The following is a 25,514-nucleotide window of genomic DNA, read 5'->3' as shown; positions in this document are numbered from 1 at the left end:
CGCAATGGGCCCCCAAGCCGTCGAGGTCGGTCATGAGCAGCTCATGGCCCTGATCGACCACACCTCGGCGGTCATCTACATGCGCGACGCCGACGGCCGCTACCTGCTCGTCAACCGTGAGTACGAGCGGCTGTTCAAGCTGCACCGCGAGGAGATCGTCGGTCTGACCGACCACGACCTGTTCCCGGAGCCGATCGCCGACGCGTTCCGGGCCAACGACCTGCAGGCATTCGCCCGCGGGGTGCCGGTGCAGGTCGAGGAACAGGCGCCGAGCGACGACGGGCTGCGCACCTACGTGACCGTCAAGTTCCCGCTCACCGACCCGCGCGGCCGGGCGTACGCGGTCTGCGGCATTTCGACCGACATCACCGAGCGGAAGCTGGCCGAGGAGGAGGTGCGCCGCCTCAACGACGAGCTCGAGATGCGGGTCCGTCAGCGCACCGCCGAACTCGAGGCGTCGACCCGCGAACTGGACGCGTTCGCGTACTCGGTCTCGCACGACCTGCGGGCCCCGCTGCGCTCCCTCGAGGGCTTCAGTCAGGTGCTGCTCGAGGACTTCGCCGACGATCTCGAGGAGGAGGCGCAGCGCTACCTGGGTCGCATCCAGGCCAACGTCACCCGGATGGCCCAGATGATCGACGACCTGCTGCATCTCTCCCGCGCGACCCGCTCCCAGCTGCGCCGCGAGCACACCGACCTGTCCGAGCTGTCCCGCGAGGTGCTCGCCGAACTGGCCGCCCAGCAGCCCGGCCGCCGGGTCGAGATCCATGTGCCGGACGGACTGGTCGCCCGGGCCGACCCGCACCTCGTACGCCTCGTCCTGCAGAATCTGATCGGCAACGCCTGGAAGTTCACCGCCCACCGGGACGACCCGGTGATCCGCATCGGCGTGCGGCGACAGGACGGCATCGACGTCTTCTCGGTCGAGGACAACGGCGCCGGTTTCGACCCGACCTACGCACACAAGATGTTCGACCCGTTCCAGCGGCTGCATTCGGCGGCCGAGTTCGAGGGCACCGGGATCGGACTGGCCATCGTCGCGCGGATCGTCACCCGGCACGGCGGGCAGATCCGGGCCGACGGCACCCCGGACGGCGGCGCCACCTTCCGGTTCAGCCTGACCGCCGCCCCGGCCGGTTGGGAGCTGCGATGACGAGCCACGGGCCGATCCTCCTGATCGAGGACAATCCGGACGACGTGCTGCTCACCATGCGCGCGTTCGGCAAGAACCGGATCAGCAACGAGGTGGTGGTCGCGAACGACGGCGAGCAGGCGCTTCATCTGCTGCTGCCGTCCGAGGGCGAGGCGGTCCACCCGGCGCTCGTGCTCCTCGACATCAAACTGCCGAAGATCGACGGACTCGAGGTGCTGCGGAAGGTCCGGGCCGACGACCGTACGCGTTCTCTCCCGATAGTCGTGCTGACCACCTCGAACGAGGAGCGCGACATCGTGGACAGCTACCGGCTGGGGGCGAACAGCTTTGTCCGCAAGCCGGTGGTGTTCGACGAGTTCGTCAAGGCGGTAAACGTGCTCGGCATCTACTGGCTGCTGGTCAACGAACCGGCCCCGGTCCCGGCCGGGAGCTGATCGCATGGACGAGGTCAAGGTCCTGGTCGTCGACGACAGCGACGACGACGCCCTGCTGATCATCCGCCAGTTGACCAAGGCGGGTCTCGAGGTCAGTCACGTGCGCGCCGACACCGCCGCCGACGTGGCCGCCGCTCTCACCGACTGGTCCCCCGACGTCGTGATCTCCGACTACACGATGCCGTCGTTCCGGGCCGAGGAGGCGCTCGAACAGGTCCGCGCGCACGACGCCGACATCCCGTTCCTGCTGGTCTCCGGCCAGGTCGGCGAGGAGACGGCGACCGCGATGATGCGCGCCGGGGCGCGGGACTTCGTACTCAAGGGGCGGCTGGCCCGGCTCGCCCCGGCCGTGCAGCGTGAGCTGCGCGAGGCGGCCGAGCGCCGGCGCCGGCGGCGGGCGGAGGACGCGCTGCGGGAGAGCGAGGAACGTTTCCGCCTGATCGCCGAGCACGCGCAGGACATCATCTTCCGCTACCGCCTGGTCCCCGAGCCGGTCATGGAATACCTGAGCCCGGCCGTCGAGGCGATCACCGGGTACCGCCCCGAGCAGTTCTACGAGCACCCGGGCCTGATCTTCAGCCTGGTCGAGCCGGAGGATCGGGTGGTGCTGGCCCAGTCGTGGTGCGAGGACCACGAGGGCATGGTCACGATCCGCTGGAACCTCCGGTCGGGTGGCGTCGCGTGGATCGAGCAGCGGGCCGGCGCGATCCTCGACCGGGACGGCCGGGCGGTCGCGGTCGAGGGCATCCTGCGCGACATCACCGAGCGGGTGCGGGCCGAGCAGAACAAGCTCGAGCTGGAACAGCAGTTGCGGCAGTCGGAGCGGCTCGACTCGCTGGGCCGGTTGGCCGGCGGCATCGCCCACGACTTCAACAACATCCTCGCGGTGATTTCCGGCTACGCCACGATGCTTGCCGAGGAGCTCGAGGAAAATGGTCCGAATCGGGCTGACGCGCAGGCGATCGAACAGGCGGCCGCCCGCGGCAGTGCGCTCACCCGGCAGCTGCTGATCTTCAGTCGGCTGGAGCCGTCCCGGCCCGAGACCCTCGATCTGAACGTGGTCGCCACCGACATGCAGCGGCTGCTGGCGCGCACGCTGGGTGAGGACATAGAACTGCGGACCGTACTCGGGCCGGATCTTCCGCCGATCACCATGGACCGCAGCAAGCTCGAGCAGGTGCTCATGAACGCGGTGATGAACTCGCGCGCCGCGATGCCCAGCGGCGGCCGGTTGACGATCGGCACCGCGGCCGAGCCGGACGGCGACTTCGTCTGCCTGACGATCACCGACACCGGCTGCGGGATGGCGCCGGAGGTCGCGGCGCGGGCGTTCGAGCCGTTCTTCACGACCAAGGGGCGGGGCAACGGGACCGGGCTGGGGCTGGCCACCGCGTACGGCGTGGTGACCGACGCCGGCGGGACGATCGGCCTGGAGTCACAGCCCGACCAGGGCACCACCGTGCGAGTCCGCCTGCCGGCCGGATCCACCGGTCCAGCGGGTGAGGCCGTCGTCGCTCGAACCCCCTCCGCCGGTGGCCGTGGCCAGCGGATCCTCGTCGTCGAAGACGAGGACGGGGTACGCGACATCGTGTGCCGCATTCTGAAGAAAGCGGGCTATGACGTTCGCGCCTCCGGCGACCCGCAGGAGGCGCTGAAGATGTGCTTGGACTTCAATCTCCATGTCGATGCCCTTCTGAGCGATGTCATCATGCCCGGCATGTCCGGCACCCAGCTCGCCGCCGAGTTGCGCCGTACGCGCCCGGGCCTGCCCGTGCTCTTCATGTCCGGTTACACCAGTGGCCCGAAGCCCGGCGGTCAGGAGCTGCCGCTGGACGCGCCGCTGCTCTACAAGCCGTTTCAGACCGATCAGTTGCTGCAGACGCTCGATCAGCTTCTGCATCGTTCGCGGTGATCAATTCCAGTTACGTTTCGTGGTTCGCTCGCGACGACTGATCACGATCAGTGCTCCTGCCGGCCTCGTTGCGACCCGCATATCCGAGCAGATCCCGGCCTCCGTAGCGGCCGTTCGCTCGCGTCTCCGGTCCGATTCCCGACGTCCCATTCGAGGCTTTCGAGATTCTTTCCTAAACGCGAACATCATCCGATCCGGTCGTCGATCTTCAGTTTTCCGACCCGGTGGGAAGATCCGGATCGCCCTGACCTGCGATCTCGACTAATGTCGGCACGTGACGTCGACCTGCAATTACGCGCCTGTTCACGTGCAAGTTGCAGACTCCGAGGACGTCCACTAGCCGTCCGTCGACATTGGCACCAAAGAATCGGCGAACACGCATTGTGCTTGAGGCGTCACTCTTCGTACTCTGATGGTCAACACTTATCGATCAACGTGAGTGCGGAAGCGGGCCGGCCTGGCGGAGGCCCGCGGGGGAGAGCAGCCATGCTTGTCAAGGTCATCGATCAAGTTCCCGACGGCGATCTGCGCGAGACCCTGTGGAAGCTCTACGAAGATTCCTTCGCTGAGCTCCGCTCGCTGGCAGTCCAACGGCACCTGATGTACCGGTCCGAGTTCGACGAGGTGATGGACGATCCGCGGATCAGCAAATACCTCGCCCTGGAGGACAACGGCACGCCGGTCGGCATCGCGACCTACACCAACGATCTCGAAGCGGTGCCTCTGATCGCACCGGAGTACTTCGAGCGCCACTGGCCCGAGCACTACGCGGCAAAGAAGATCTGGTACATCGTTTTCGTCGCCGTCAGTCCGCAAGCGCAGGGTCGCGAGGCATTCGCTCTCCTGTGCGAGCAGTTGTACCTGGTGGCGTCGACGCAGAACGGCTTGGTCGGCTTGGACATCTGCACTTACAACGACGATGTCCGGCACATGTCGCGGATCTTCCGGGTGTTGGTTCGCCGGATGGCCGACAACATGAGGTTCAGCCGAATCGATCAGCAGTCCTACTGGCTGTACGAATTCCCCTCTGCCGCGTAGTAGCTCTCTCGTCGGTCGGGGGCTCAGGGCATAGGCAACCTCCACATGGTCCAGAGGGATGGTCCGTCGGGCAGCTCGATCACGGACCGGACCCGGTATCCGTGTCGGAGGTAGAAGTCCCGGTTACGGGGGTGGTTGGCCTCCAGGTACGCGGGGAGGCCGGCCTGGTCGAGCCGGGCATGGTGGCGGTCGAGCAACGCGCTGCCGATGCCCCGGCGCTGGCTTCCGGGTCGGACAGCCAGGAATGCCAGGTAGTGATGCGGCTCAAGAGGGTGACGGGCGTCGAGTGCGGTGTCGAGTTGGCACGCTCGCTCGAAGGCATCGCCGGCCACCTCCTTGAGCCGCCTTTCGTAGTCCTGCGGGGGCGGGAGCGGCGAGGTCAGCGGGAACCAGAGTGCGACTCCGGACAATTGCCCGCCGGCCGCGTCGGCCGTGGCGTACACCTCACCGCACCGCACCGCGTGCTCCACGAAGATCTCGAGGTACCGCGGGCCCTCGGTCCGGCGCTGCTCGAGGTCCGGCTGAAGCCATTGCGCGACCGGCCCGTCCTGCATCGCCTCGGCGACGAGGTTCGTGATCTCGGCCGTGTCGACCGGCGCGACGTTGCGGATGACCAGTTCCTGGATGGCGTACGTCATCGGTCCGTCCCTTCGGAGTCTCAGTACGGATAGCTCCGTGCGCCCACCGGGTCGGCGTGCAATGCGCGAGGGAACGAGTCGTCCGGGAGCAGGCTGACCCGGCCCTCGGTGCCGCGGCCGATCGCCGCGTAGACCTCCGGTCGCGTGACCCGCATGATCAGCGCCCAGATCACGCCGATCAGAGCCACACCCACGTAGAGCGGGGGGATCACCCACTGGAACGGGGAGTTCTTCGGCACCTGGAGCAGGTCACCGAAACCGATCACGGTCGCTATGAGCACCACGGTGAGAAGAAGGAAAGCGAGTCCGGGTGCGATGTAGGCCCGGAGGGTGTTCTCGCCCCGTTTGGATCGGCTGAAGAACGCGACCACCGCGGCCGAGCACAGCCACATCAGGATCAGCACACCGAGTCCACCGATCGTGGTCAGCCACGCGAAGACGTAGACCAGTGGCTCGACGTGCCCCGCCGCGTATGCGGTCAGGACGCCGAGTGCGAGCAGGCTCTGAGTGACCGAGCCGAGCAACGGAGCCCCGGTGCGCGGGTGGGTGTGACCCCACGCGGCGGGCAGTACGCCCTCGCGGCCGAGAGCGAACTGATAGCGGGCGACGGCCGCGTGGAACGCCAGGAGGGCGGCGAACACGCTCGTGAGGAAGAGGAGATAGCCGACGTCCACCAGGACGGTGGGGAGGTACTTGGAGACGAGGAAGAACACCAGGTCGGTCTGATGCGCTCCGGCCACCGCGGCGATTCGATCGGGTCCCGTCGCGACCGACATCGCCCAGGCGGACAGACTGCACAGCAGACCGGCCAGCATGACCGCCCAGTGCGTGGCGCGGGCGATCGTGCGCTTGGGGTCCTTGGCCTCCTCGGACAACACCACTGTCGCTTCGAAGCCGACGAAGCCGGCGATGGCCAGCACCAGCAGCGAGCCGCCGACCGGGGTGAGCAGGGGGCCGGGGTTGAACTGGCTGACCGTGACGTGATGGTTGGCCGGGTGGGCCAGCATCACGAGGTCGTAGATGAGAACGAGGCTGATCTCGGCGACCAGCAGCACGGCCAGCACGCGGCCGGACAGGTCGACCCAGAGCAGACCGAGTACGGCGAGCACGGCCCAGGTGACCAGTGCGCATGCGTACCACGGCACCTTGAAGCCGAACTCCAGCAGGATGTTGGAAGCGGCGGAGCCGAAGAGGCCGAACAGGCCGATCTGCATCAGCGAGTAGGCCGGTAGGGCTACGAACGCCGCGCCGACTCCGGTCACGCGGCCGAGGCCGTGACTGATGTAGGAGTAGAAGGCGCCGGAGTTGACGATGTGCCGGCTCATGGCCACGAACCCGACCGTGAACAACGAGAGGATGCCGGCCACCACGAGATAGGCGATCGGCACCGCGGTGCTCCCGATGATCGCGTAGATCGTGGAGATTGCTCCGATGATGACGGTCAGCGGGGCAGCACCGGCCACCCCGAAGAACACCACGGACGGGACTCCGAGCCGATTTTTCGCCAGTGCTTGCCCGACGATGTCCGGCCCGGCCTCATCCTTTTTCACCATCAGCAGCCTCCCGGCCCAGTGTTCGAAGTTGTTCTGGCGGAGGTGATGGCGCCCGGCGGCGCTCACCTTCGACCGACGGTCAGGACCGAGCCCACGGAGGCCTCGGTGATCTCGACAAGTTCCCTCAGATCGCTCGGCAGCGACTCCACCGCGTTGGGCAGGGTCTGGAATGCGTGCCGGTGCATCTCGAAGTCGTAGAGCACGTGGCGGGTGAGACCGGTGGCGGCGATCAGGCCGACCAGCAGCCGGTCGCTCACGCTCATCTCCACGCCGCGTACGAGAAGGTTGGCCAGGCGGGCCGGCGCCCAGGCGGCGGCATTACGCTGCTCCGCGCTGTTGGGCATATATAAGGTCTGGGTGCTGAGCATGCGGCGGCGCACGACCGGCTCGACCGCGCCGAGGCGCATCAGGCGTTCGCCCACGCGGGCCGCCGAGTCCTGCGAGAGGAAGGCGAGCCAGGTGCGCACGTCGCGATGCCGCGACTGGGCGATCAGCAGATCGAGAATGTCGTGGGCGAGCGCGTCGGTCGGTGGGTGCCGGTCGAGAATGATCAGGTCGCCGTCGGCGATCCCGATGCGTCCCTCGAGGATCAACTCGCCGATCAGCGCGCCGGCCAGGCCGAGGCCGGTCGCCCGGGGATGCAACCGGGACCGCCCGGTGCGGTCCTCGTGTGCGATCAGGAAGTACTGGTCAGCCAACACGCCTGTCCACGCCCCTTAGACAGCATTGAGACTCTCTTTTTCTTGCTCGCTTCGTTGCGGCGAACCCATGGCGACCGATTCGCTGGTCGTGGGTCCGATTGATGTTGAAACAGTGCGGTTCTCGGAATCGAGACGTCACTGTGGGTAGAGGTTGGGATAACTCGATGTCTCGCGCATCATGTACCCAACTTCAAGGTCATGACAAGGAGTACTAGACTTCTTATTCAGGCCTCCCGTCCAGCGCTGTCCAAGTTGGATCATGGGTAGGCCGGGTCTACTATCAGCCTCATCAGGACCGAGGGAGTCCAGGTGACCGTTGACGAGGGCCCCACGCTGCGACGACGCCGCCTGGGTGCGGAGTTGAAACGCTGTCGTGAGGCCGCGGGATTGACGCAGGAAAATGTGTCCCGCCATTTCGAGTGGCATGCGGCCAAGGTGACGCGCATCGAGACCGCGCGCGTGGCTGTCACCCCGCGCGACGTCAAGGACCTGCTCACCCTCTACAACGTCCGCGACGACGAATACCGCGAGGCGCTGGTCGAACTGGCGCGTCTCTCCCGCGAACGCACCTGGTGGACCGACTACCGCGACATCATGCGCCCGGGCAACTTCATCGGCCTCGAGGCCGGCGCCGCCGTCATGCGCACCTGGGAGCCGATCGTCCTTCCCGGCCTGCTGCAGACCGAGGAATACATGCGAGCCCTGCTGCAGACCGGCCGTCCCGACGATTCGGCCGCCGACCTGCAGCGCCGCGTCTCGCTACGCCTGACCCGGCAGGGCCGCCTGAGTGGCAACCGTCCGCTGGAGCTGCACGCCATCGTCGACGAGTCCGCGGTGCGCCGGGCCATCGGCGGCCGGGACATCATGGCCAAGCAACTGGCCTATCTGATCGAGGTCGTCCAGCGGCCGAACGTGACGCTGCAGATCCTGCCGTTCGAGGCCGGGGCGCACCAGTTCCTGGGCGGGTCGGCGGCGCTCCTGGAGTTCCAGGAGACCTCCCATCTGGATGTCGTCTATCTGGAAGGGCTGGCCGGAGACCTGTATGAGGAACAGCCGCACGAGGTTGCCCAATACCGTCAAGAGTTCGACCGGCTGAGCGCGGCGGCGCTCGACGCCCGTGGAACCGTCAAGATGATCGAGAGCCTGCTGCACCCGTAAGGCCGGGCCGTCCGGCAGTTCGGCCATGGCTGCGATTGCGGCGGGCTCCGGCTTCCGAGCACAGTGGACCTGGGGCGGGCAGTAGATTCGCGGTCGGCGGTTCGTCGATTACCGACTGTAGTGGCGCGAGCTGTGACGATCAGTCGCCCGGCGTTCCGCTTCGGCATTCCGAGCAGCGCATTCAGCCCCAGAAACCCTCGTCTGGGTGTTGTCTATCCAGAAGCCCTTGCGGGAGACTACAGAACGTGCACCGCATCGGCTGCACACCAAAACCGCATATGGAGGGAGGTGCTTGGGATTGCTCGCGCACCAACTCAACGGTGCTGCCTGGAAGAAAGCCAGCCGCAGCAACGGTAATGGCGGTAACAACTGTGTCGAAGTCGCCTTCCTTGACACGGGCGTCGCCGTTCGCGACAGCAAGGACCAGTCAGGTCCGGCTCTTATGTTCACGAAAGCGGAGTGGACCGCTTTTGTGGGCTCGGCCAAGGACGGCGAATTCGACCTTTCCTGAGAATGGACACTACCGATAGGCACCGAGCGATGGGAAGTGCCTACGCAACGTCAGCTTTCTCGGTATGTGCCTAAAGAAGTGCCGCAACGCCCCGGTCGCGGGGCGTTGCGGCACCAATACCGAGGGTTAAGTGCCGACCCCACCTCGGGCGGTGGCGAGGTTGGCCAACTGGACCCTCTCGAGCGCGTTGACGGGCCCACCGTCGCTGGTCACGGCCAGTGCGAGCGTGTTGGGCCCGTGTGGATCGAGGACTCCGGTCGGGAGCACGAACGTGTGCTGCGGTCCGACATCGGCGATGTACTGACCCATGTTCCAGCCGTTCACGAAGATCAAGACCCGGTAATGGCCGCGCGGCTGCGTACTTGACGAGTCGCCGCCAATCGTCAGACCGAGCGAGGCGTCCTCGCCGCGCGGCACCCGCAGATCGAATGTGGTGCGGTACCACGACGTGCCGGCCGGGGCGTCGGTGTCGGGGACCGGCCGTGTGGTCCACCCACGATCGTCGAAGCCCGGCAGGTACCAGCCGGTGCGCTCGCCGTACAGGCCGCCGTTGTTGAGCGGGCCGCGCACCCGGTCGGCCGACGAGTCTCCACCCTGGATCTTCCAGGTGACCGCGGTGGACAGGCCGGTGACACCGATCAGGCCGCGGCCCTCCTTGTGGGCGTCGTTCACGCCGCCGTCCTCGTTGTGCGAGTCGTTGCGCACCATCACCGACAGCACGTGATCGCCGTCCGGCATCCCCGGTGGCACCACGAAGGTGGCGGTTCCGCGCGTCGGCGGGGAGGCCAGGTTGGTCGGCAGGACGTACTGGCCCAGGTACTTGCCGTCGAGCCAAGCCTGAATCAGGCCCGCCCCACCGCCGCCGAAGTCGAAGCTGACGCTCGGCGGGGCGGATCCGGCGAAGTGCCCGCGATACCAGACATCCCCGTGGTGGAAGCCGTAGTCGTCGGCGGTCAGCACGACCTGGCCGGCCGGGGGCTTGGTGGTGCTGTTGGTGGTCGTCAGATCGGCGGTCCGCCAGGACACGTCGGCGAAGCCGGGCTGCGACTCGGGCGACTCCGGGGCGTACCTCCAGGTCGCCCGGCTCAGATCGGGCAGCGGAACCGGTGCCGGGCCGGGCAACTGCCGCCAGGCGGTCAGGCTGCGGGAAGTGGTCGGGCGGGCCGGGACGAGTACGCCGTTCCACGTCACCAGCAGCGACTGCCGCGGCCCCCACACCTCGAGATCAGCCGGCGCCGTGGTGTCGCCGGTCAGCGCCAGCAGCGGACCGGCGGCATGCGCGGTGCGCACCAGTTCCGGGCCGCGCACCAGCACCGGGCCGGCCTCGCTGTCCACCCGCCAGAACGTGTTCGCGGTGCCCTCGTCGGCGATCAGGAGCGTCAGAGCGTTGATGCGTACGCGGATCAGGCCGTGATGCGTATAGGAAAGCTTGAGATCGCCGGTCGCCGGGTCGTAGGAGCTCGTCGCCGACCCGCTGAGCACCTGGACCGCGGGCTTCGACGCGTACCGGAGAACGGTCTCCCCGCTCTCGCCGTCACGTCCGTGCAGGAGCGCAACCCCCGGCAGGTGGGTTTCGATCTCCGACGTCGAATAGACGAGGTGTTGTCCCTCGAGGTCGTAGTCGGCCACCAGGGTCTTGGCGTCCTGGCCGTTCAGGCGCAGGGGCAGCGTGTAGGAGCCGTCGGCGGTGCTGATCGGGAACGTGAAGCTGTCGTCGGTGGTCGCGCTCGACGGGTTGTGCACGGCGAAATAGAAGTGGGTGTCGGTGTCCGGGTTGACGGTGTGCTCAACCTTGACCGCGGTCGAGCTCGGTAGCACGTCGGGACCCTTGTCGACCTTGGTCAGCGGGGCGACGCTCTGCACGAAGTAGCCCAGGCTCTTGAGCGCGGCCGCCTTGGGCCGCAACTGCCGCGCCTCGTCGATCGCCGCGCCGTAGTCGTAGGACGTGTAGACCACCGGGGCCGGCAGCCAGCCCCACGAGGTGCCGCCGAAGGTCATGTAGAAGTTCTGCACGGTGAGCCGGTTGGCGATGTTGGTGCCGTAGAAGACCCGCTCGTAGCCGCTGCCCTGGCGCTGGGCGGTGCACGGATAGGTGCCGACACTGCCCCAGTAGTCGAACCAGCCGCCGCCGAACTCGGCCGCGAAGCCGGGAGTGTTCGGCGAGGCGGTCGCGCCGCCCTTGGCCCCGCCGGCGCCCTGGATGCCCCAGTCCGGGGCGGCGCTGGGCGCGCCGACCGAGCCGTCGGTGTGGCAGGTGCCGCCCGGGTAGCCGTCGAAGGCGTACAGGTCGGTCGGGCCCGGGACGGTGCCCTCGACGCCGGAGTTCGCCGGCACCCAGATGCCGTTGCGGCCCTTGTCGTTGTGGAAGATCGGCACGCCGATGCCGTCGGCGTGCGCTTTGTCGTAGAGATGCTGCAGGTAGTTGCGCTGGCTGGTGCCGGTGGCCGCCAGCTCGTTCTCGATCTGGTAGAGGATCACCGACCCGGTCCCGTTGGTGACCTGATGCCGGGCGATGATCGCGTCGATCGCCGACTGCCACTGATCGGTCGCCGCCAGATAGTCGGGTGCGTCCGAGCGGGCCTTGCCGGCCTGCGTGGTCAGCCAGGCCGGGAACCCGCCGCCGTCGGTCTCGGCGTTGATGTACGGCCCGGGACGCGCGATCACGTAGAGCCCGACCTGATCGGCGATCGTGAGCAGCCGGTCCATGTCGCGCACGCCGGTGAAGTCGTAGACGCCCGGCGCGGGCGAGTGATAGCCCCAGTCGAAGTAGAAGGAGACGGCGTTGAGGCCGGTCGCCTTCATCTTCTCCAGCACGTCCCGCCAGAGGGTGGGGCTCGGCAGCCGGTAGGCATGCATCTCGCCCGACCAGATGAAGGTGCGCTGCCCACCGATGATCATCGAGTACTGATCGAAGCCGACCGTGCGGGGTGGATGGAGAGGGCGTGGAGCCGGCGGGGCCGCGCCGGCCGTGGCCGCCGCGCTGGTGCCGAGAAGCGTCGCGGTCGCGAGGGCCGCGAGGATCGTCCGGAGGCGTCGTCCCCATCCATCGAAGCGCATCGACACATCGTGGAGGTTGAATAGGCGAGGCGTCAATCTCCGGCCGCGGACTATCCGGCGGCCGGACAGCGGCCGCTCGCCGCTAGGAGGGAATGGTGGCGACCAGCCGCTGGAGGTCGTCGTGGAGGAAGAGGGCGTCGAAGACGGCGGTGCGGTCGAAGGTAAGGGCGCGGGTGCGGGCGCGGATCGCCATCCGGCGGCGTTCCGGCTCGGAGAGGGTGAGCACCGCGTGGTCGAGGGCGGCGGCCAGGCCGGCGACGTCGCCCGGCTCGACGATGAGGGCCGTGTCGCCCACCGCCTCGCCGGTGCCGCCGGTCCGGGTGGTGATCACCGGGCCGCCGCCGGCCAGCATCTTCTCGGCCAGGGCGATGCCGAAGGTCTCGACGAAGTCGGGCTCGGGGCGGGTCGGGAGGGCGTAGGCCGCACAGCCTCGCATCAGCAGGGGCTTCTCGTCGTCGTCCACGTCGGTCAGGAAGACGACGCGGTCGTCGCCGGCGGCCAGGGCCTGCATTTCGGTCAGGGACGGGCCGGTGCCGGCCACGACGAGCTTCACCGTGCCACGCGCGCGCGACTGGGCGTACGCCTCGATCAGGTCTTGGATCCCCTTGGCCCGGGTGACCCGGGAGAGGAACAACAGATAGCCGTCGCGGCGAAGCCCGCGGCGGGCCAGGACCTCGTCGACGTGGCTCTCGTGGAGGCCGACGAAGGCGGCCGCGTCGATCGGTGGGTAGCTGACCGTGACCCGGCGGCGGCACTGGTCGGCGAAGGTGGTGCCGCAGGCCGCGTCGACCTCGGCCGCCGAGGCGACGATCTCGTCGCGGGTGTAGTCGGAGACCGCGACCACCTCGTCGTTGGCGAGGAACGTGGTCAGCAGGACCGTTGCGGCGCCGAAGCGGCCCTCGCGCAGGCAGTTGCGGATCACGTTGGTGACGTCGGAGCCGACCGCCTTGGCGATCGTGCGGACCCGCGGTGCGAAACCGGCCGCGCGGGCCGCGGTGACCGCGTCGACGACGATCTGGGTGTGCGGCACCAGGTACATCGAGAGGACGGTCGTGGGTACCGGCTCGGCGAGCAGTTCGACCAGGCGGCCGGTGAGGCCGGCCAGGTGACGGCCGTCCGGTACGCGGTAGTCGCCGACCGGGGCGGGGCGCTCCACGGTGATGCCGGGGCTGTACGGCTGGAGCCGGTCGAGCGGCTTCAGCGGCAGGCCGGCCGCCTGCAGCGTAGGAATCGGCCAGGTGAGCAGCCGTACGTCGTCGAAACCGCGGGTCAGGGCGACCTCGGCCAGATTGCGGGCCTCGCCGGAGTGACCGCAGATCACCGGGTCGGCACGGACCGCGATCACCAGACGGCGGGTGGGAAAAGTCATCGGGTGTCCTTCGCGGTGTCGAGGGAGAGGGACGGCGGGCGGGTCTGCCGTCCCCAGGCGGAGGGCTCGGGGCCGAGCCGCAGGTGCAGCCGGCCCCCGCGATGCAGATCGGTGGCGCGGAGGTGGGTGGTGAGCAGGGGCCGGCCGTCCAAGGTGGCCGACTGGACGTAGAGCGGGGGCGGTTCGCGGTCGATCCCGTCGACCCCGATCGGGGTCTCCCGGTGCCCGCTGGTCTCGATGACGAACTCGGCGTCGCCGACGTTGATCGCGGCCCGTTCGAAGGCCGGTGCGTTGATCAGGAAGAGGTTCTGCCCGGCCACCGGGAAGAGGCCGAGAGACGCCCAGACGTACCAGGAGCTGAGGCCGCCCGAGTCGTCGTTGCCCGCCAGGCCGCCCGGGCCGGTGCCGAACTGCCAGGTCAGGGCCGAGTGGACGACCTCGGCCGTACGGTCCGGCCGCCCCGCCCAGTGGTAGGCCCAGGGCGCCTCCATGTCCGGCTCGTTGTTGAGCCCCTCGAACCGGTTGAGCGCGTAGCCGGTCGCCATCTCCACCGGATCGGGGCAGCGGCCGGGTTGCACCACCGGCTCGGCGCCGTAGCCGAAGAAGCGGTCGAGCATGCCGACGAACGCGTCGTCGCCGCCGGCCAGCGCGATCCGGGCGGCCATGTCGTGCACCAGGCGGAACGAGTAGTTCCACTTGCCGCCCTCGTAGAACTCGGAGTCACGCAGCAGCCCGGTGGCCGGGTCGAACGCGTTGATCCACCAGCGGCCGCGGCGTTCCAGGTCGTCGGCCAGGCGCCCGTCGCCGATCGCGCGGGCGACCTGGGCCGTGCAGTGGTGGGCGTACGCCAGGTCGAGGGTGTGGGTCACCGGGTGCACCAGGCCGTGCTCGAAGAAGTCCTCCCCGTACATCCGGCGCAGGTCGCCGGCCATGTGGACGAGCGCCCAGTTCCAGTCGATCGGAGCCCGGCCCAACGCGTGCGCGTCGGCCAGCGCGGTGTGGGCGAGCGCGCTGGCCTGCCGGAAGAACCGGTCGGCGCCGCGGGCCATCCGGTAGCCGATCGGGAAGTTCCCCTCCTCCTCGCACACCCGGATCAGTGATTCGAGCAGGTCCTGGAACCGATCCGGGGCGATGGCGGCGAGCAGCGGCAGCTGGGTCTTGTAGATGTCCCACATCGTGCAGACGTCGAAGGCGTAGGGGCCGCTGTCGGGCCAGAACGGGCTCTCGTCGTCGGTCACGCAAGGCTTGATCAGGGAGTGGTAGAGCGCGGTCGCGAAGACCTTGCGGCGGGCCGGCGTACCGCCGTCGACCTGGACCTTGTCGAAATGCTCGCGCCAGCGGGCCCGGGTGTTGGCGCGCACCCGTTCGAAGGCCGGCTGGTCGGGCTGGCACTCCCCTTCGAGGTTGCGTTTGGCCTGCTCGGCGCCGCGCAGCGAGAAGCCGAGCCGCACCTCGATGGTCTGGCCCGCCCGGGCCGAGCCCATCAGGAGCAGGCCGAACGGGCGGAGCGTGGTGTGCCGGATGCTGTCGAAGTCGAGCCGGGTGCCGCCCGGGATGAGGCGCCGGTCGTACCAGAGCATCTGCCGCCAGCCGGGCGCGTCGGCCTCCATGCGGACCGAGAGGGGTACGCCCTCCATCACCACCGTGCCCTGCGCGGTGCCCGCCCCGGTGCTCTCGATCTGGGCCCGCAGCGGGACCGTGCGGCCGAGGTCGATCGCGAGGCCGCCGCACGACAGGTCGATCACCACACGGGCGCTGCGGTGCTCGGGGAACGTGTAGCGGTGCACGGCGACCTTGGCCCCGACCGTGATCTCGCAGCGGACCCCGGTGTCGAGGGTGGCCGCGTAGTAGCCCGCCTCGGCCCGCTCGTCGGTCAGCGCCCAGGACGCGCCGAGGTCGTCGAGCGGCTGGACCATCGGGGTGACGCGTACGTAGTTGTAGTACTTGCGGATCGCGCCGGTGCCGGACTGCTGGAAGTGGGTGAAGCCGGACGCCTGCAGCCGGTCGAACATCTCCTCGGGCACGCCTTCGGTGTTCTTGGCGTACCGGCCGTACCCGGTCGGGTAGGCGCCCGAGTAGGCGCAGGCCGAGACCATCCCGAGCGGCGACGTCGCGCCGGGGTGGGTGTTGCCGACCTGAGGCTTGGGCCACCACCACGTGGCGGCGAGACCACGCGCCCGGGGCAGGTCGGTGGCGGCGGTCCCGATGGAGGGTCCGACATCGTCGAGGATGGCGCGACTGTATTCAGCCCACCGGTTCGAAATGGTTTCGAGCTGGTGAAATTCAGCTCTTCTCGAAGGTCGCCAGGTGTCGTTCCCGGGCCTCGGTGAGGTGGGCGCGCATGGCCGCCTCGGCCTCGTCGGGGTCGTTGCGGTCGATCGCGGCGGCGATCCGCTGGTGCTCGCTGGTCGTCACGGCCGTCTGCTCGTACGGGAAGTAGCGCCGGTGCAGGTGGAGGTGGGCGTGCAGGCGGGTGATGCTGTCGACCAGCAGCGGGCTGGCGGCGGCCTCGGCGACCAGGCCGTGCAGGTGCGCGTCGAGCGTGGTGAACGCCGAGTGCCAGGACTGGTCGTCGCCCGGCGGGACGGTGCGGGCGGCCTCGGCCACCAGCGTGGCCCGCTGGTCGGGGGTGGCCCGCTCGGCGGCCCACCGGGCGGCCGCGCACTCCAGCAGCAGCCGCATATCGAACATGTCGGCGAACTCGGCCCGGCTGAGCAGCGGGCTGACCGTGTAGCCGGCCAGGGGACGCTTGCGGACCAGGCCCTCGGACTCGAGCCGGGCCAGCGCCTCGCGGACCGGGGTGGGGGAGACCTCGAGCTCGCGGGCGAGCGCGTCGATGTTCATCCGGTCGCCGGGGCTCAGCGTGTGCTCGAGCACCGCCGCCCGCAGCGACTGGTAGACGTCGTCACCCAGCGTGGAGCGCTTCAGCGGGGGCAGCGACATGTTTCCAGCTCTTTTCGTCTCGGTGTCTTGACGACCGTACCTGTGAACTAGTACACATCCAGGAAAGATCCTATAGGATCGCTCTCCCCGAAAGGAAGTCGCGCATGAAGCGGCCCCTCACCCGCCTCGGCACCGCGGCGACCGCTCTGCTTCTTTTGGTCGCCGGCTGCACCAAGAAGAGCGACAACGACGAAGCCGCGGCGAACACCCGCGGTCCCGGCCAGGTCAAGATCGCGCTGATCCCCGGCGGCGCGCACCCTTACTTCCAGCCGTGGAAGACGGCGGCGGCCACGGTCAAGACCGAGTTCAAGCTCGGTGACGTCACGTTCAACGAGACGTCGGCCTGGGACCAGACCAAGCAGAACGACGTCATCAAGTCGCTGGCCGCGCAGGGTTACAACGCGTTCGGCATCTTCGGCGTCTCGCCGGAGAACATCAACTCCACCTTCGAGGACCTCAAACGGCAGGGCTTCCCGGTCGGTTCGCTCGCCTCCTGCCCGGCCGGCGACGTCGACAAGGCCGACTTCTGCCTGTCGACCGACGTCGGCGAGGCGGCCTACAAGGCGACCAAGGCGGCGATCGACGCGATCGGCGGCTCCGGCACCCTGGTCCACCTGACCGGCAACAAGGTCGACTCCAACACCCAGCGCCGCATCGCCGGCGTGCAGAAGGCGGTCGACGAGACGGGCGGCAAGGTCAAGGTGATCCAGACGGTCACCGACATCGACACCGACCTGCAGAGCGCGCAGAAGGCGGTCGCCGACCTGCTCGCGGCCAAGGGCAAGCAGATCAACGGCATCGTCACCACGGCGTACAACCCGGCGGTGGCGGCGGCCGAGGGCGTCAAGCAGGCCAAGCTGCCGATCAAGGTCATCGCGATCGACGACGACAAGACGATCCTCGAGGGGATCAAGGACGGCGCGGTCGCCGGTACGGTCACCCAGAACCCGGTCGGCCAGGCCACGGTCGGCTCGTACGCGCTGATGAAGCTGGCCGGCGGCTGCACGATCTCGCAGCCGGGCGTGGTCATCGACTCGGGCTCGTTCGTGGTCACCAAGGCCAACGTCGAGACGTACGACACCGAGCGGCAGGCCAAGACCGACGACCTGCGCAAGGCGTTCGACAGCCAGTACCTGGTCTGCAAGTAGGAGTTCGAGTGCCGGTCATCACCCACGCCGAGGCGTACCTGGTCGATCTCGCGGTCGAAACGGTACGCACCGACGCCCTGCAGACCTTCGTGAAGCAGGAGACCGTCTTCGTCGAGATCCACACCGACGACGGCGGCTCCGGCCTCGGCTACAGCTACACCATCGGCACCGGCGGCGGGGCCGTGCTGTCGCTGCTGCGCGACAGCCTGCTCGGCCTGCTGCCGGGGAAGGACCCGCGCCGGGTCGAGGCGATCTGGCGGGAGCTGTTCCTGACCACGAAGGCGACCACGGTCGGCGCCATCACCTCGCTGGCGCTGGCCGCGGTCGACACGGCGCTGTGGGACTGGCGCTCGAAGAACGCCGGCGAGCCGCTCTGGATGCTCGCCGGCGGGGCCAAGGACCGCATCCCGCTCTACGACACCGAGGGCGGCTGGCTTCAGCTGTCGACCGACGAGCTGGTGGCCGGCGCGAAGGCGAGCCAGGCCGCGGGCTGGCCGGGCATCAAGATGAAGATCGGGCGGTCACCGGCCGACGACGCCTCCCGGGTCGCCGCGGTGCGGGAGGCGGTCGGACCCGACTTCGACGTGATGCTCGACGCCAACCAGTCGCTGACCGCGGCCGAGGCGCTGCGCCGGGCCCGGCTGCTCGAGCCGTACGACCCGTACTGGCTGGAGGAACCACTGCCGGCCGAGGACGTCGCCGGGCACGAGAGGCTGGCGGCCGGCACCACGATCCCGGTGGCGGTCGGCGAGTCGATGTACGCGATCGGCCAGTTCGCCGAATATCTCCAGCGGGGCGCGGCCGGCATCGTGCAGGTCGACGTGGCCCGCATCGGCGGCATCACCCCCTGGCTCAAGGTGGCCCACCTGGCCGAGGCGGCGAACGTGCCGGTCTGCCCGCACTTCCTGATGGAACTGCACGTGAGTCTCTGCTGCGCGGTCCCCAACAGCCGCTACCTCGAACACATCCCGCAGCTGCGGGCGATCACCCGCGACGAGATCGCCGTCGCGGACGGGTGCGCGCTCGCCCCGCTTTCACCGGGCCTGGGTATCGCCTGGGACTTAGACGCGATCGACGACCGGAGGGTGCGATGACCGACGCCGTTGTCCAGACGGGGAAACCGGCCCGCATCCCGCTGTGGGCCAACCCACGGATCGGCCTGGTCGTGCTGCTGATCGTGCTGGTCGTGCTGTTCAGCGCGATGCGGCCGGCCTTCCTCGACACCCGGCTCACGCTGGTGCCGCTGCAGTCCGACATCAGCGTCTACCTGGTGGTCGGCCTCGCCCAGCTGATGGTTCTCTCCCTCGGGCACATGAACCTGGCGGTCGGCCGGATGGCCGCGACCAGCGCGTTCGCCATGGGCCTGGTGCACGACAAGCTCGGCTTCGGACTGGTGCCGAGCCTGCTGACCGGCCTGATCGTGGGCGCGCTGCTCGGCGCGCTGGCCGGGCTGATCATCTCGCGTACCGGCGTGAACTCCTTCGTGGTCACCCTGGCCATGGACTTCGCGCTGGTCGGCCTCATCACGATCCTCTACACCGCGGTCACCGACGGCGTCGCGTTCCCCGACCAGCCGGCCGGGATGGGCGCGCTGCGCTCCGACACCTTCGCCGACTACTGCATGGGCGAGGTGTGCGGGCCGCGGATCCCGCTCGTCGTGCCGTTCGCGCTGGCGGCGGCGCTGCTGGTCGGGCTGCTGTTCCGGTTCTCCCGGCTCGGCCGCGAGATCTTGATGACCGGGTCCAACATCCGGGCGGCCGAGCTCTCGGGCATCCCGACCAGAAACCGGATCGTCCAGGCGCACGCCCTCTCCGGGCTGGTCGCGGCCCTGGCCGGTTTCCTGCTGGCGGCCAACAACGGCGCCTTCTCGGCCAGCCTGGGCGACCAGTTCCTGCTGCCGTCCTTCCTGGCCCCGGTGCTCGGCGGGACGCTGCTGGCCGGCGGCGCGGTGAGCGTCCTCGGCACGGTGCTCGGCGCCACCATCACCCAGGTCATCTACAAGGGCCTCAACCTGCTGCAGTTCCAGTTCGACCAGCTCCAGCTCTACATCGGACTGGTTCTGCTCGCCGCGTTGTCGCTGGACCGGGTGCGACATGTCATCGCCTCCAGACGAGGAGCCAAGCTGTGAGCATCGACAGCACGGCGGAGCGGTCCCGCTTCGCGAGCCCCCGCTTCTGGCGTACGCCGGAGCTCTCCCTCGCCGTCGTCGCGCTGATCGGGTTCGTGGCCCTGGCCATCGCCACCGGCGGCAACCTGCTCTCGGCCGGCACCCTGGGTGCGTTCTTCCGGTTCCTGGCGGTGCCGATCGTGATCGGCCTGTCCCAGATGGTGGTGCTCGCGGTCGGCCAGATGAACCTGTCGGTCGGCGCGCTGACCGGCCTCTGCGCGATGGTCGCCGCCGCTCTGATGATCGAGGCCGGGCTGCCGGCGCCGCTCGCGGTGCTGGCGGCGCTCGCCGTCGGGCTGCTCGCGGGCGTGGTCAACGGTCTGCTCGTGGTCGTCACCCGGATCAACGGCTTCATCGTCACGCTCGCGACGATGACGATCATCCAGGGCCTGCGGTACGGGGTGAACGGCCCCGACACCTTCCAGGGCTACTCGTCCGGGCTGCGCGCCTTCGGCCGGGCCGGCGTGCTCGGGCTGCCGCTCGTCTTCCTGGTCGCGCTGGTCGTGGCCGCACTGGTCGCCTGGTTCTTCGGCCGGACCACCACCGGGCGGCGGCTGCTGGCCAGCGGCGGCAGCCCGTTCGCGGCCCGGCTCTCCGGCATCTCCAACGATCGCTCGCTGGTCATCGCCCACGCCCTGTCGGGCCTTCTGGCGGGAGTCGCGGCGGTGCTCACGGTGGCCGCCTCGGGCTCGGTCAACTCCAGCATCGGCGACGACCTGCTGCTGCCCAGCTTCGCTGCCCCGATCATCGGCGGGGTGGCCCTGGCCGGTGGCATGGTGAGTGTGACCGGCACGCTGCTGGCGGCGTTTCTGGTGCGTCTGGTCGACGTCATGCAGGCGCAGTTCGGCATCAACCCGCGCTGGATCGACCTGATCATCGGCGCGGTCGTCCTCGGCGCGGTGCTGCTGGGCACCGTGCGGCAGCGGTTACTGGGCTTTCCGGCTCGCTTCGCTCGCGGCGTTGTGCCCCGGGAGGCCGATGACTCGGACACAACCGACACAACGCGGGGGTCGTCGTGATGCTGGTCGCGGAGAAGCTGGTCAAGACGTTCCCCGGGGTGCGCGCGCTCGACGGCGCCACCCTGCGGGTCGAGGCCGGGAGCGTGCACGCCCTGCTCGGCGAGAACGGCGCCGGCAAGAGCACGCTGGTCAAGCTGCTCACCGGGGTCTACCAGCCGGACGGCGGCCGGATCCTGGTCGACGACCAGGAACTGCACCTGGGCGGGCCGACCGACGCGCAGACGGCCGGCATCGGCGTGGTGCACCAGGAACGCAACCTCATCCCGCTGTTCTCGGTGGCCGAGAACATCTCGCTCCACCACATGCCGCACCGCCGCGGCGTGGTCGACCGCAAGCGTCTGCGCGAGGAGGCCCGGCGCTGCCTCGGCCTGCTCGACGTCGACCTCGACCCGGACCGGCCGGTGTCCGAGCTGTCGGTCGCACAGGGGCAACTGGTCGAGATCGCCAAGGCGCTCAGCCTGGACAACAAGATCCTGCTGCTCGACGAGCCGACCGCGTCGCTGACCGGCGACGAGGCCGATCGGCTGTACGCGGTGGTCCGCAAGCTGCGCGGCTCCGGGCACGCGGTGGTGCTGGTCAGCCACAAGCTGGAGGAGGTCTTCGGGGTCGCCGACACGGTCACCGTGCTCCGGGACGGCCGCAGCGTGGCCGAGGCCCAGCCACTGGCCGGATTCACCCAGAGCAAGGTCGTCGATCTGATGGTCGGACGCGCGTACGAGAAGGTGGCCCTCGCCGACCGTGAGGTGGACGCCCGAGCCGTGCCCGCACTTCGCCTTTCCGGGGTTTCCACCGCGCTGGGGCACCGGGACATCTCGCTCGAGGTGCGCCCGGGGGAGATCCTCGGGCTCTACGGGCTGGTCGGAGCGGGGCGCAGCGAGCTCGCCAAGTCGATCCTCGGCCTCGAACGGATCACCGGCGGGACGGTCGAGATCCACGGGCGGCCGGCCCGGATCCGCAACGTGGGCGAGGCGCTGCGGCGTTACCGGCTCGGCTACGTCACCGAGGACCGCAAGGACGAGGGGCTGTTCCTGGAGCAGCCGATCTCGCGCAACGTCGCGGTCACCGTCTGGCGCCGGCTGGCCAGGGCCGGGCTGGTCACCGACCGGTCGGAACGCAGGCTGACCGACCGCTGGTCGGAGAGCCTGGGCATTCGGCTCGCCTCGCCGCTCCAGCTGGCCGGCCAGCTCTCGGGCGGCAATCAGCAGAAGGTCAGCCTGGCCAAGTGGCTGGCCGCCGAGTGCGACATCCTGATCGTCGACGAGCCGACGGTCGGCATCGACGTGCGCACCAAGGCGGCGTTCCACGAGCTGATCGCCGGGCTGGCGGCCGACGGGCGGGCACTGCTGCTGATCTCGTCCGACCTGCCCGAGACGGTCGCGCTGGCCGACCGGATCGCCGTGATCAGCGAACTCGAGATTGTCGGGGAACTGGTCAACGACCACGACTACCCGCGGATGAGCCAGCAGATCATTCGCATGATCCACGCCGAGACGCACAGCGTCGCATGACTGCCCGCACCGAGCGGCACCCCGCCGCACCGGCCGGCGGGGTCGAAGGCGAGGGTCGGCAGGGCATTCCGGAGGAGGGCACAGCGGCATGAACGTCACCGAGACGGTTCCGATCGGAAAAACAGATGTGCGGGTGACCCGGCTCGGACTCGGGCTGGCGCCGATCGGCGGGCTCTACGCGCCGGTCAGCGAGGCGCAGGCCCGGGCAACCGTCGAGAAGGCCTGGGACCTGGGCATCCGCTATTTCGATGTGGCGCCGCTCTACGGCAACGGGCTCTCCGAGACCCGGGCCGGAGCGGTGCTGCGCGACAAGCCGCGCGAGTCGTTCGTGCTGTCGACGAAGGTCGGGCGGGTGCTGCGGGCGGGCGGCGCGGACCGGCAGCGGATCTGGGCCGAACCGGTCGAGGTGACGCCGGTGTTCGACTTCTCGGCGGACGGGGTGCGTACGTCGTACGCGGAAAGCCTGACCCGTCTCGGCCTGGACCGGGCCGACCTGCTGCATGTGCACGACCCCGATGACTTCTTTGCCCAGGCGGCCGCCGAGGCCCTGCCGGCGCTGGTCGACCTGCGGGAGCAGGGGCGCATCAGCGGCGTGTCGGTCGGCATGAACCAGACCGGGCTGCCGGTCGAATTCGTGCGCACCGGCATGCTCGACTGCGTGCTCGAGGCGGGTCGCTACACGTTGCTCGACCAGTCGGCGGGGGCCGAACTGTTGCCGCTGTGTCTTTCCCTCGGCGTTTCGGTGATCGCGGCCGGGGTCTTCAACTCGGGCATCCTCGCCGATCCGCGGCCGGATTCGACCTACGATTACAGCCCGGCCTCGCCGTCGCTGATCGAGCGCGCGCTGGCCGTTCAGGCCGTTTGCTCGTCGCACGGTGTGCCGTTGCGGGCGGCGGCCATTCAGTTCCCGCTCACCCATCCGGCGGTGGCGTGCGTGCTGGTGGGGGCGCGCTCGCCGGAGGAGGTCTCCGACGCGGTGGAGATGGCCTCGATATCGATTCCGTCCGCGCTCTGGTCCGATCTGCGTTCAGCCGGGTTGCTCTCATGATTATCGACGCGCATCAGCATCTGTGGACGGCCGACTATGCGTGGCTGGCCGATCCGTCACTTACTCCCGTTCGGCGGGACTACACGCTGAACGACTTGCGGAACCAGATGAGCGTGGCCGGGGTGGACCGCACCGTTCTGGTCGAAGCCGGCCTCGGTTCTTCCGCCGAGACCACCTCGTTTCTCGCTCTTGCCTCCGCTGCGCCCGAGATCGCCGGAGTCGTCGGCTGGGCCTCGCTGACCTCCCCCTCGCTGGCTTCTGATCTCGACCGGCATCGGGCCGGTGCCGGCGGGGAACTGCTGGTCGGCGTCCGCGACCAGGTGCAGGGTGAGGACGACACGTTCCTCGACCGGCCCGACGTGCGGGACGGGCTGGCCGTGGTCGCGGCGGCCGGCCTGGTCAACGAACTGGTGGTGCGGGCTGCGCAGCTGCCGTCGGTGGTCCGGGCGGTCGAGTCGCTGCCGTCGTCGACGTTCGTGCTCGACCACCTGGGCAAGCCGCCGATCGCCAGTGGGGACATGGCCCCGTGGCTTTCCGTGATGGAGTCGCTCGCGGCGCTGCCGAACGTCGTCGCCAAGGTGTCCGGGCTGGTCACCGAGGCTTCCTGGACGTCGTGGAAACCGGCCGACATCGCGCCCTACGTCCAGGCCGCGGTCTCGTTGTTCAGTCCTCGGCGACTCATGTGGGGATCGGACTGGCCGGTGGTCGAGCTCGCGTCCACCTATTCGCAGGTCAAAGACCTCATCACGGACGTGTTGGGCGGTCCGGATCCGGACGTGTTCGCGGGCACCGCTGTTCGCACCTATCAACTGGAGATCATGTGAGGATCGTCGCGGTCGAGACGCACGACGTCCGGTTCCCCACCTCGCGCGAGCTGGACGGCTCCGACGCGATGAACCCGGACCCGGACTACTCCGCGGCGTACGTCGTGCTGCGCGCCTCGGACGGCTCCGAGGGGCACGGCTTCACCTTCACGATCGGCCGGGGGAACGAGGTCGCGCGGGCAGCGATCTCCTCCCTGGCGCCGCTGGTGATCGGGGGCGACGTCTCCGATCTGGGCGACTTCGCGCGGCGGCTCACCCACGACTCGCAGATCCGGTGGCTCGGGCCGGAGAAAGGGGTCATGCATCTGGCCGCCGCCGCCCTGATCAACGCCGCCTGGGATCTGGCCGCGCGGGTTGCCGGGCAGCCGGTGTGGCGGTTTCTGTCCGGGCTCGCTCCGGACGCTCTCGTTGACATGATCGACTGGCGGTATTTGAGCGACGCTCTGACCCGGTCGGAGGCGCTCGACCTTCTCGTTGCCGCCCGTCCCGGCATCTCCGACCGCATCGATTTCCTGTCGCGCTCCGGATATCCGGCCTACACGACATCGGCGGGCTGGCTGGGTTACTCGGACGAGAAGCTGGTGCGGCTGTCCAAAGCGGCCGTGGCCGACGGGTTCGCGCTGATCAAACTGAAGGTCGGTGCGGACCGCGACGACGACCTGCGGCGGTTGCGGCTCGCCCGGGCGGCGGTCGGCGACGACGTACGGATCGCGGTCGACGCCAACCAGCGCTGGGACGTCGGCGACGCGATCGAATGGATGACGGCGCTCGCGCCCGGCCGCCCCTACTGGATCGAGGAACCGACCAGCCCCGACGACATCCTGGGGCACGCGGCGATCCGGCGGGCGCTCCAGCCGGCGGGCATCCGGGTGGCCACCGGCGAACACGTGCAGAACCGGATCATCTTCAAGCAGATGCTGCAGGCCGACGCGATCGACGTGGTGCAGATCGACGCGTGCCGGGTCGCCGGGGTCAACGAGAACCTGGCGATTCTGTTGCTGGCAGCCAAATTCGGCAAGCCGGTGTGCCCACATGCCGGCGGGGTCGGGTTGTGCGAGCTGGTACAGCATTTGTCGTTGTTCGACTATGCGGCGGTGTCCGGGCGGCTCGACGACCGCATGATCGAATACGTCGACCATCTGCATGAACATTTCGTCGACCCGGTGGTGATCCGGGACGGGCGCTATCAGGCGCCGGAGGCACCCGGGTTCTCGGCGCAGATGAAGGCATCGTCGCTGGCCGAGTACGCCTTCCCGGACGGGCCGGCGTGGGCCTGATCCGGTTGGCTCTGGACGGCGGCCCGGTGCCTTTGCCGACGGGGGCCTCGTTTGAC

21 protein-coding genes are annotated in these 25,514 nt (G+C 69.1%); 14 read left to right on the top strand and 7 right to left on the bottom strand.

Annotated elements, in window-relative coordinates; genetic code table 11:
- Positions 1-4 precede the first annotated feature (4 nt).
- The 4 genes from ACIA5C_RS18505 to ACIA5C_RS18490 all read left to right on the top strand — a co-directional run bounded on the left by ACIA5C_RS18505 (position 5) and on the right by ACIA5C_RS18490 (position 4,537).
- A complete protein-coding gene (locus tag ACIA5C_RS18505) occupies positions 5-1,153 on the top strand; it encodes an ATP-binding protein (protein ID WP_396056052.1) in 1,149 nt (382 codons plus the stop codon).
- Positions 1,150-1,587 carry a response regulator gene (locus ACIA5C_RS18500; RefSeq protein WP_396056050.1) on the top strand — a complete coding sequence of 146 codons (438 nt, stop codon included), beginning with the start codon at positions 1,150-1,152 and terminating at the stop codon, positions 1,585-1,587. Before ACIA5C_RS18505 ends, ACIA5C_RS18500 begins: the two co-directional genes overlap by 4 nt.
- Before the next feature lie 4 nt (positions 1,588-1,591).
- Positions 1,592-3,499, top strand: a complete 1,908-nt coding sequence (locus ACIA5C_RS18495) for a response regulator (RefSeq protein ID WP_396056048.1) — start codon at positions 1,592-1,594, stop codon at positions 3,497-3,499.
- A 486-nt stretch (positions 3,500-3,985) separates the two neighbouring features.
- The gene (locus ACIA5C_RS18490; protein WP_396056046.1) at positions 3,986-4,537 is read left to right on the top strand and encodes a GNAT family N-acetyltransferase; all 552 of its coding nucleotides are present in this window, start codon (positions 3,986-3,988) and stop codon (positions 4,535-4,537) included.
- Between the two features lie 23 nt (positions 4,538-4,560).
- Here ACIA5C_RS18490 and ACIA5C_RS18485 read toward each other — a convergent pair whose 3' ends face one another.
- The 3 genes from ACIA5C_RS18485 to ACIA5C_RS18475 all read right to left on the bottom strand — a co-directional run bounded on the left by ACIA5C_RS18485 (position 4,561) and on the right by ACIA5C_RS18475 (position 7,429).
- Positions 4,561-5,175 carry a GNAT family N-acetyltransferase gene (locus ACIA5C_RS18485; protein ID WP_396056043.1) on the bottom strand — a complete coding sequence of 205 codons (615 nt, stop codon included), beginning with the start codon at positions 5,173-5,175 and terminating at the stop codon, positions 4,561-4,563.
- 20 nt (positions 5,176-5,195) lie between these two features.
- Positions 5,196-6,728: an APC family permease gene (locus ACIA5C_RS18480; RefSeq protein ID WP_396056041.1), complete on the bottom strand. Its 1,533-nt coding sequence runs from the start codon at positions 6,726-6,728 to the stop codon at positions 5,196-5,198.
- Positions 6,729-6,790: 62 nt separating this feature from the next.
- Positions 6,791-7,429, bottom strand: a complete 639-nt coding sequence (locus ACIA5C_RS18475; protein WP_396056039.1) for a GPP34 family phosphoprotein — start codon at positions 7,427-7,429, stop codon at positions 6,791-6,793.
- Between the two features lie 309 nt (positions 7,430-7,738).
- Between ACIA5C_RS18475 and ACIA5C_RS18470 the strand changes: the two genes are divergently transcribed.
- Entirely contained in the window at positions 7,739-8,587 is an 849-nt protein-coding gene (locus tag ACIA5C_RS18470; protein WP_396056037.1) for a helix-turn-helix domain-containing protein, read from the top strand.
- Between the two features lie 298 nt (positions 8,588-8,885).
- On the top strand, positions 8,886-9,098 hold the full coding sequence (locus ACIA5C_RS18465; protein ID WP_396056660.1) for a DUF397 domain-containing protein: 213 nt from the start codon (positions 8,886-8,888) through the stop codon (positions 9,096-9,098).
- A 126-nt stretch (positions 9,099-9,224) separates the two neighbouring features.
- Here ACIA5C_RS18465 and ACIA5C_RS18460 read toward each other — a convergent pair whose 3' ends face one another.
- From ACIA5C_RS18460 to ACIA5C_RS18445, 4 genes are all read right to left on the bottom strand, one after another.
- Positions 9,225-12,155 (bottom strand): beta-galactosidase, encoded by a 2,931-nt coding sequence (locus ACIA5C_RS18460; protein ID WP_396056035.1) that lies wholly within the window; start codon positions 12,153-12,155, stop codon positions 9,225-9,227.
- Positions 12,156-12,237: 82 nt separating this feature from the next.
- A complete protein-coding gene (locus ACIA5C_RS18455) occupies positions 12,238-13,524 on the bottom strand; it encodes a glycosyltransferase (protein WP_396056033.1) in 1,287 nt (428 codons plus the stop codon).
- Complete coding sequence (locus ACIA5C_RS18450) at positions 13,521-15,731, bottom strand: glycoside hydrolase domain-containing protein (protein WP_396056658.1); 2,211 nt, start codon at positions 15,729-15,731, stop codon at positions 13,521-13,523. The genes ACIA5C_RS18455 and ACIA5C_RS18450 overlap by 4 nt, the downstream gene beginning before the upstream one ends.
- A gap of 76 nt (positions 15,732-15,807) precedes the next feature.
- The gene (locus tag ACIA5C_RS18445; protein ID WP_396056031.1) at positions 15,808-16,467 is read right to left on the bottom strand and encodes a GntR family transcriptional regulator; all 660 of its coding nucleotides are present in this window, start codon (positions 16,465-16,467) and stop codon (positions 15,808-15,810) included.
- A 104-nt stretch (positions 16,468-16,571) separates the two neighbouring features.
- Here ACIA5C_RS18445 and ACIA5C_RS18440 point away from each other — a divergent pair, with 104 nt between their 5' ends.
- The 8 genes from ACIA5C_RS18440 (at position 16,572) to ACIA5C_RS18405 (ending at position 25,458) form a co-directional block, all read left to right on the top strand.
- Positions 16,572-17,615, top strand: a complete 1,044-nt coding sequence (locus ACIA5C_RS18440; protein ID WP_396056029.1) for a sugar ABC transporter substrate-binding protein — start codon at positions 16,572-16,574, stop codon at positions 17,613-17,615.
- Positions 17,616-17,623: 8 nt separating this feature from the next.
- Positions 17,624-18,709 carry a mandelate racemase/muconate lactonizing enzyme family protein gene (locus ACIA5C_RS18435; protein WP_396056027.1) on the top strand — a complete coding sequence of 362 codons (1,086 nt, stop codon included), beginning with the start codon at positions 17,624-17,626 and terminating at the stop codon, positions 18,707-18,709.
- Complete coding sequence (locus ACIA5C_RS18430) at positions 18,706-19,743, top strand: ABC transporter permease (protein ID WP_396056025.1); 1,038 nt, start codon at positions 18,706-18,708, stop codon at positions 19,741-19,743. Before ACIA5C_RS18435 ends, ACIA5C_RS18430 begins: the two co-directional genes overlap by 4 nt.
- Complete coding sequence (locus tag ACIA5C_RS18425) at positions 19,740-20,801, top strand: ABC transporter permease (protein WP_396056022.1); 1,062 nt, start codon at positions 19,740-19,742, stop codon at positions 20,799-20,801. The genes ACIA5C_RS18430 and ACIA5C_RS18425 overlap by 4 nt, the downstream gene beginning before the upstream one ends.
- Entirely contained in the window at positions 20,801-22,309 is a 1,509-nt protein-coding gene (locus tag ACIA5C_RS18420; protein ID WP_396056656.1) for a sugar ABC transporter ATP-binding protein, read from the top strand. The genes ACIA5C_RS18425 and ACIA5C_RS18420 overlap by 1 nt, the downstream gene beginning before the upstream one ends.
- 88 nt (positions 22,310-22,397) lie before the next feature.
- Positions 22,398-23,357 carry an aldo/keto reductase gene (locus tag ACIA5C_RS18415; RefSeq protein WP_396056020.1) on the top strand — a complete coding sequence of 320 codons (960 nt, stop codon included), beginning with the start codon at positions 22,398-22,400 and terminating at the stop codon, positions 23,355-23,357.
- Positions 23,354-24,181, top strand: a complete 828-nt coding sequence (locus ACIA5C_RS18410) for an amidohydrolase family protein (protein WP_396056018.1) — start codon at positions 23,354-23,356, stop codon at positions 24,179-24,181. The genes ACIA5C_RS18415 and ACIA5C_RS18410 overlap by 4 nt, the downstream gene beginning before the upstream one ends.
- Positions 24,178-25,458: an enolase C-terminal domain-like protein gene (locus ACIA5C_RS18405; RefSeq protein ID WP_396056016.1), complete on the top strand. Its 1,281-nt coding sequence runs from the start codon at positions 24,178-24,180 to the stop codon at positions 25,456-25,458. Before ACIA5C_RS18410 ends, ACIA5C_RS18405 begins: the two co-directional genes overlap by 4 nt.
- Positions 25,459-25,514: the final 56 nt, after the last annotated feature.

The organism is Actinoplanes sp. NPDC051343 (genome assembly GCF_044455125.1).
Lineage (GTDB): Bacteria > Actinomycetota > Actinomycetes > Mycobacteriales > Micromonosporaceae > Actinoplanes.
The sequence above is the reverse complement of the archived record's forward strand: the minus strand, read 5'-3'. Positions and strand labels throughout refer to the sequence as shown.

Bases quoted from the DNA above. Each gene is read 5' to 3' on its own strand.
- ACIA5C_RS18505 (WP_396056052.1), top strand. From the start codon at position 5: ATGGGCCCCCAAGCCGTCGAGGTCGGTCATGAGCAGCTCATGGCCCTG.
- ACIA5C_RS18500 (WP_396056050.1), top strand. From the start codon at position 1,150: ATGACGAGCCACGGGCCGATCCTCCTGATCGAGGACAATCCGGACGAC.
- ACIA5C_RS18495 (WP_396056048.1), top strand. From the start codon at position 1,592: ATGGACGAGGTCAAGGTCCTGGTCGTCGACGACAGCGACGACGACGCC.
- ACIA5C_RS18490 (WP_396056046.1), top strand. From the start codon at position 3,986: ATGCTTGTCAAGGTCATCGATCAAGTTCCCGACGGCGATCTGCGCGAG.
- ACIA5C_RS18485 (WP_396056043.1), bottom strand. From the start codon at position 5,175: ATGACGTACGCCATCCAGGAACTGGTCATCCGCAACGTCGCGCCGGTC.
- ACIA5C_RS18480 (WP_396056041.1), bottom strand. From the start codon at position 6,728: ATGGTGAAAAAGGATGAGGCCGGGCCGGACATCGTCGGGCAAGCACTG.
- ACIA5C_RS18460 (WP_396056035.1), bottom strand. From the start codon at position 12,155: ATGCGCTTCGATGGATGGGGACGACGCCTCCGGACGATCCTCGCGGCC.
- ACIA5C_RS18455 (WP_396056033.1), bottom strand. From the start codon at position 13,524: ATGACTTTTCCCACCCGCCGTCTGGTGATCGCGGTCCGTGCCGACCCG.
- ACIA5C_RS18445 (WP_396056031.1), bottom strand. From the start codon at position 16,467: ATGTCGCTGCCCCCGCTGAAGCGCTCCACGCTGGGTGACGACGTCTAC.
- ACIA5C_RS18440 (WP_396056029.1), top strand. From the start codon at position 16,572: ATGAAGCGGCCCCTCACCCGCCTCGGCACCGCGGCGACCGCTCTGCTT.
- ACIA5C_RS18430 (WP_396056025.1), top strand. From the start codon at position 18,706: ATGACCGACGCCGTTGTCCAGACGGGGAAACCGGCCCGCATCCCGCTG.
- ACIA5C_RS18420 (WP_396056656.1), top strand. From the start codon at position 20,801: ATGCTGGTCGCGGAGAAGCTGGTCAAGACGTTCCCCGGGGTGCGCGCG.
- ACIA5C_RS18415 (WP_396056020.1), top strand. From the start codon at position 22,398: ATGAACGTCACCGAGACGGTTCCGATCGGAAAAACAGATGTGCGGGTG.
- ACIA5C_RS18410 (WP_396056018.1), top strand. From the start codon at position 23,354: ATGATTATCGACGCGCATCAGCATCTGTGGACGGCCGACTATGCGTGG.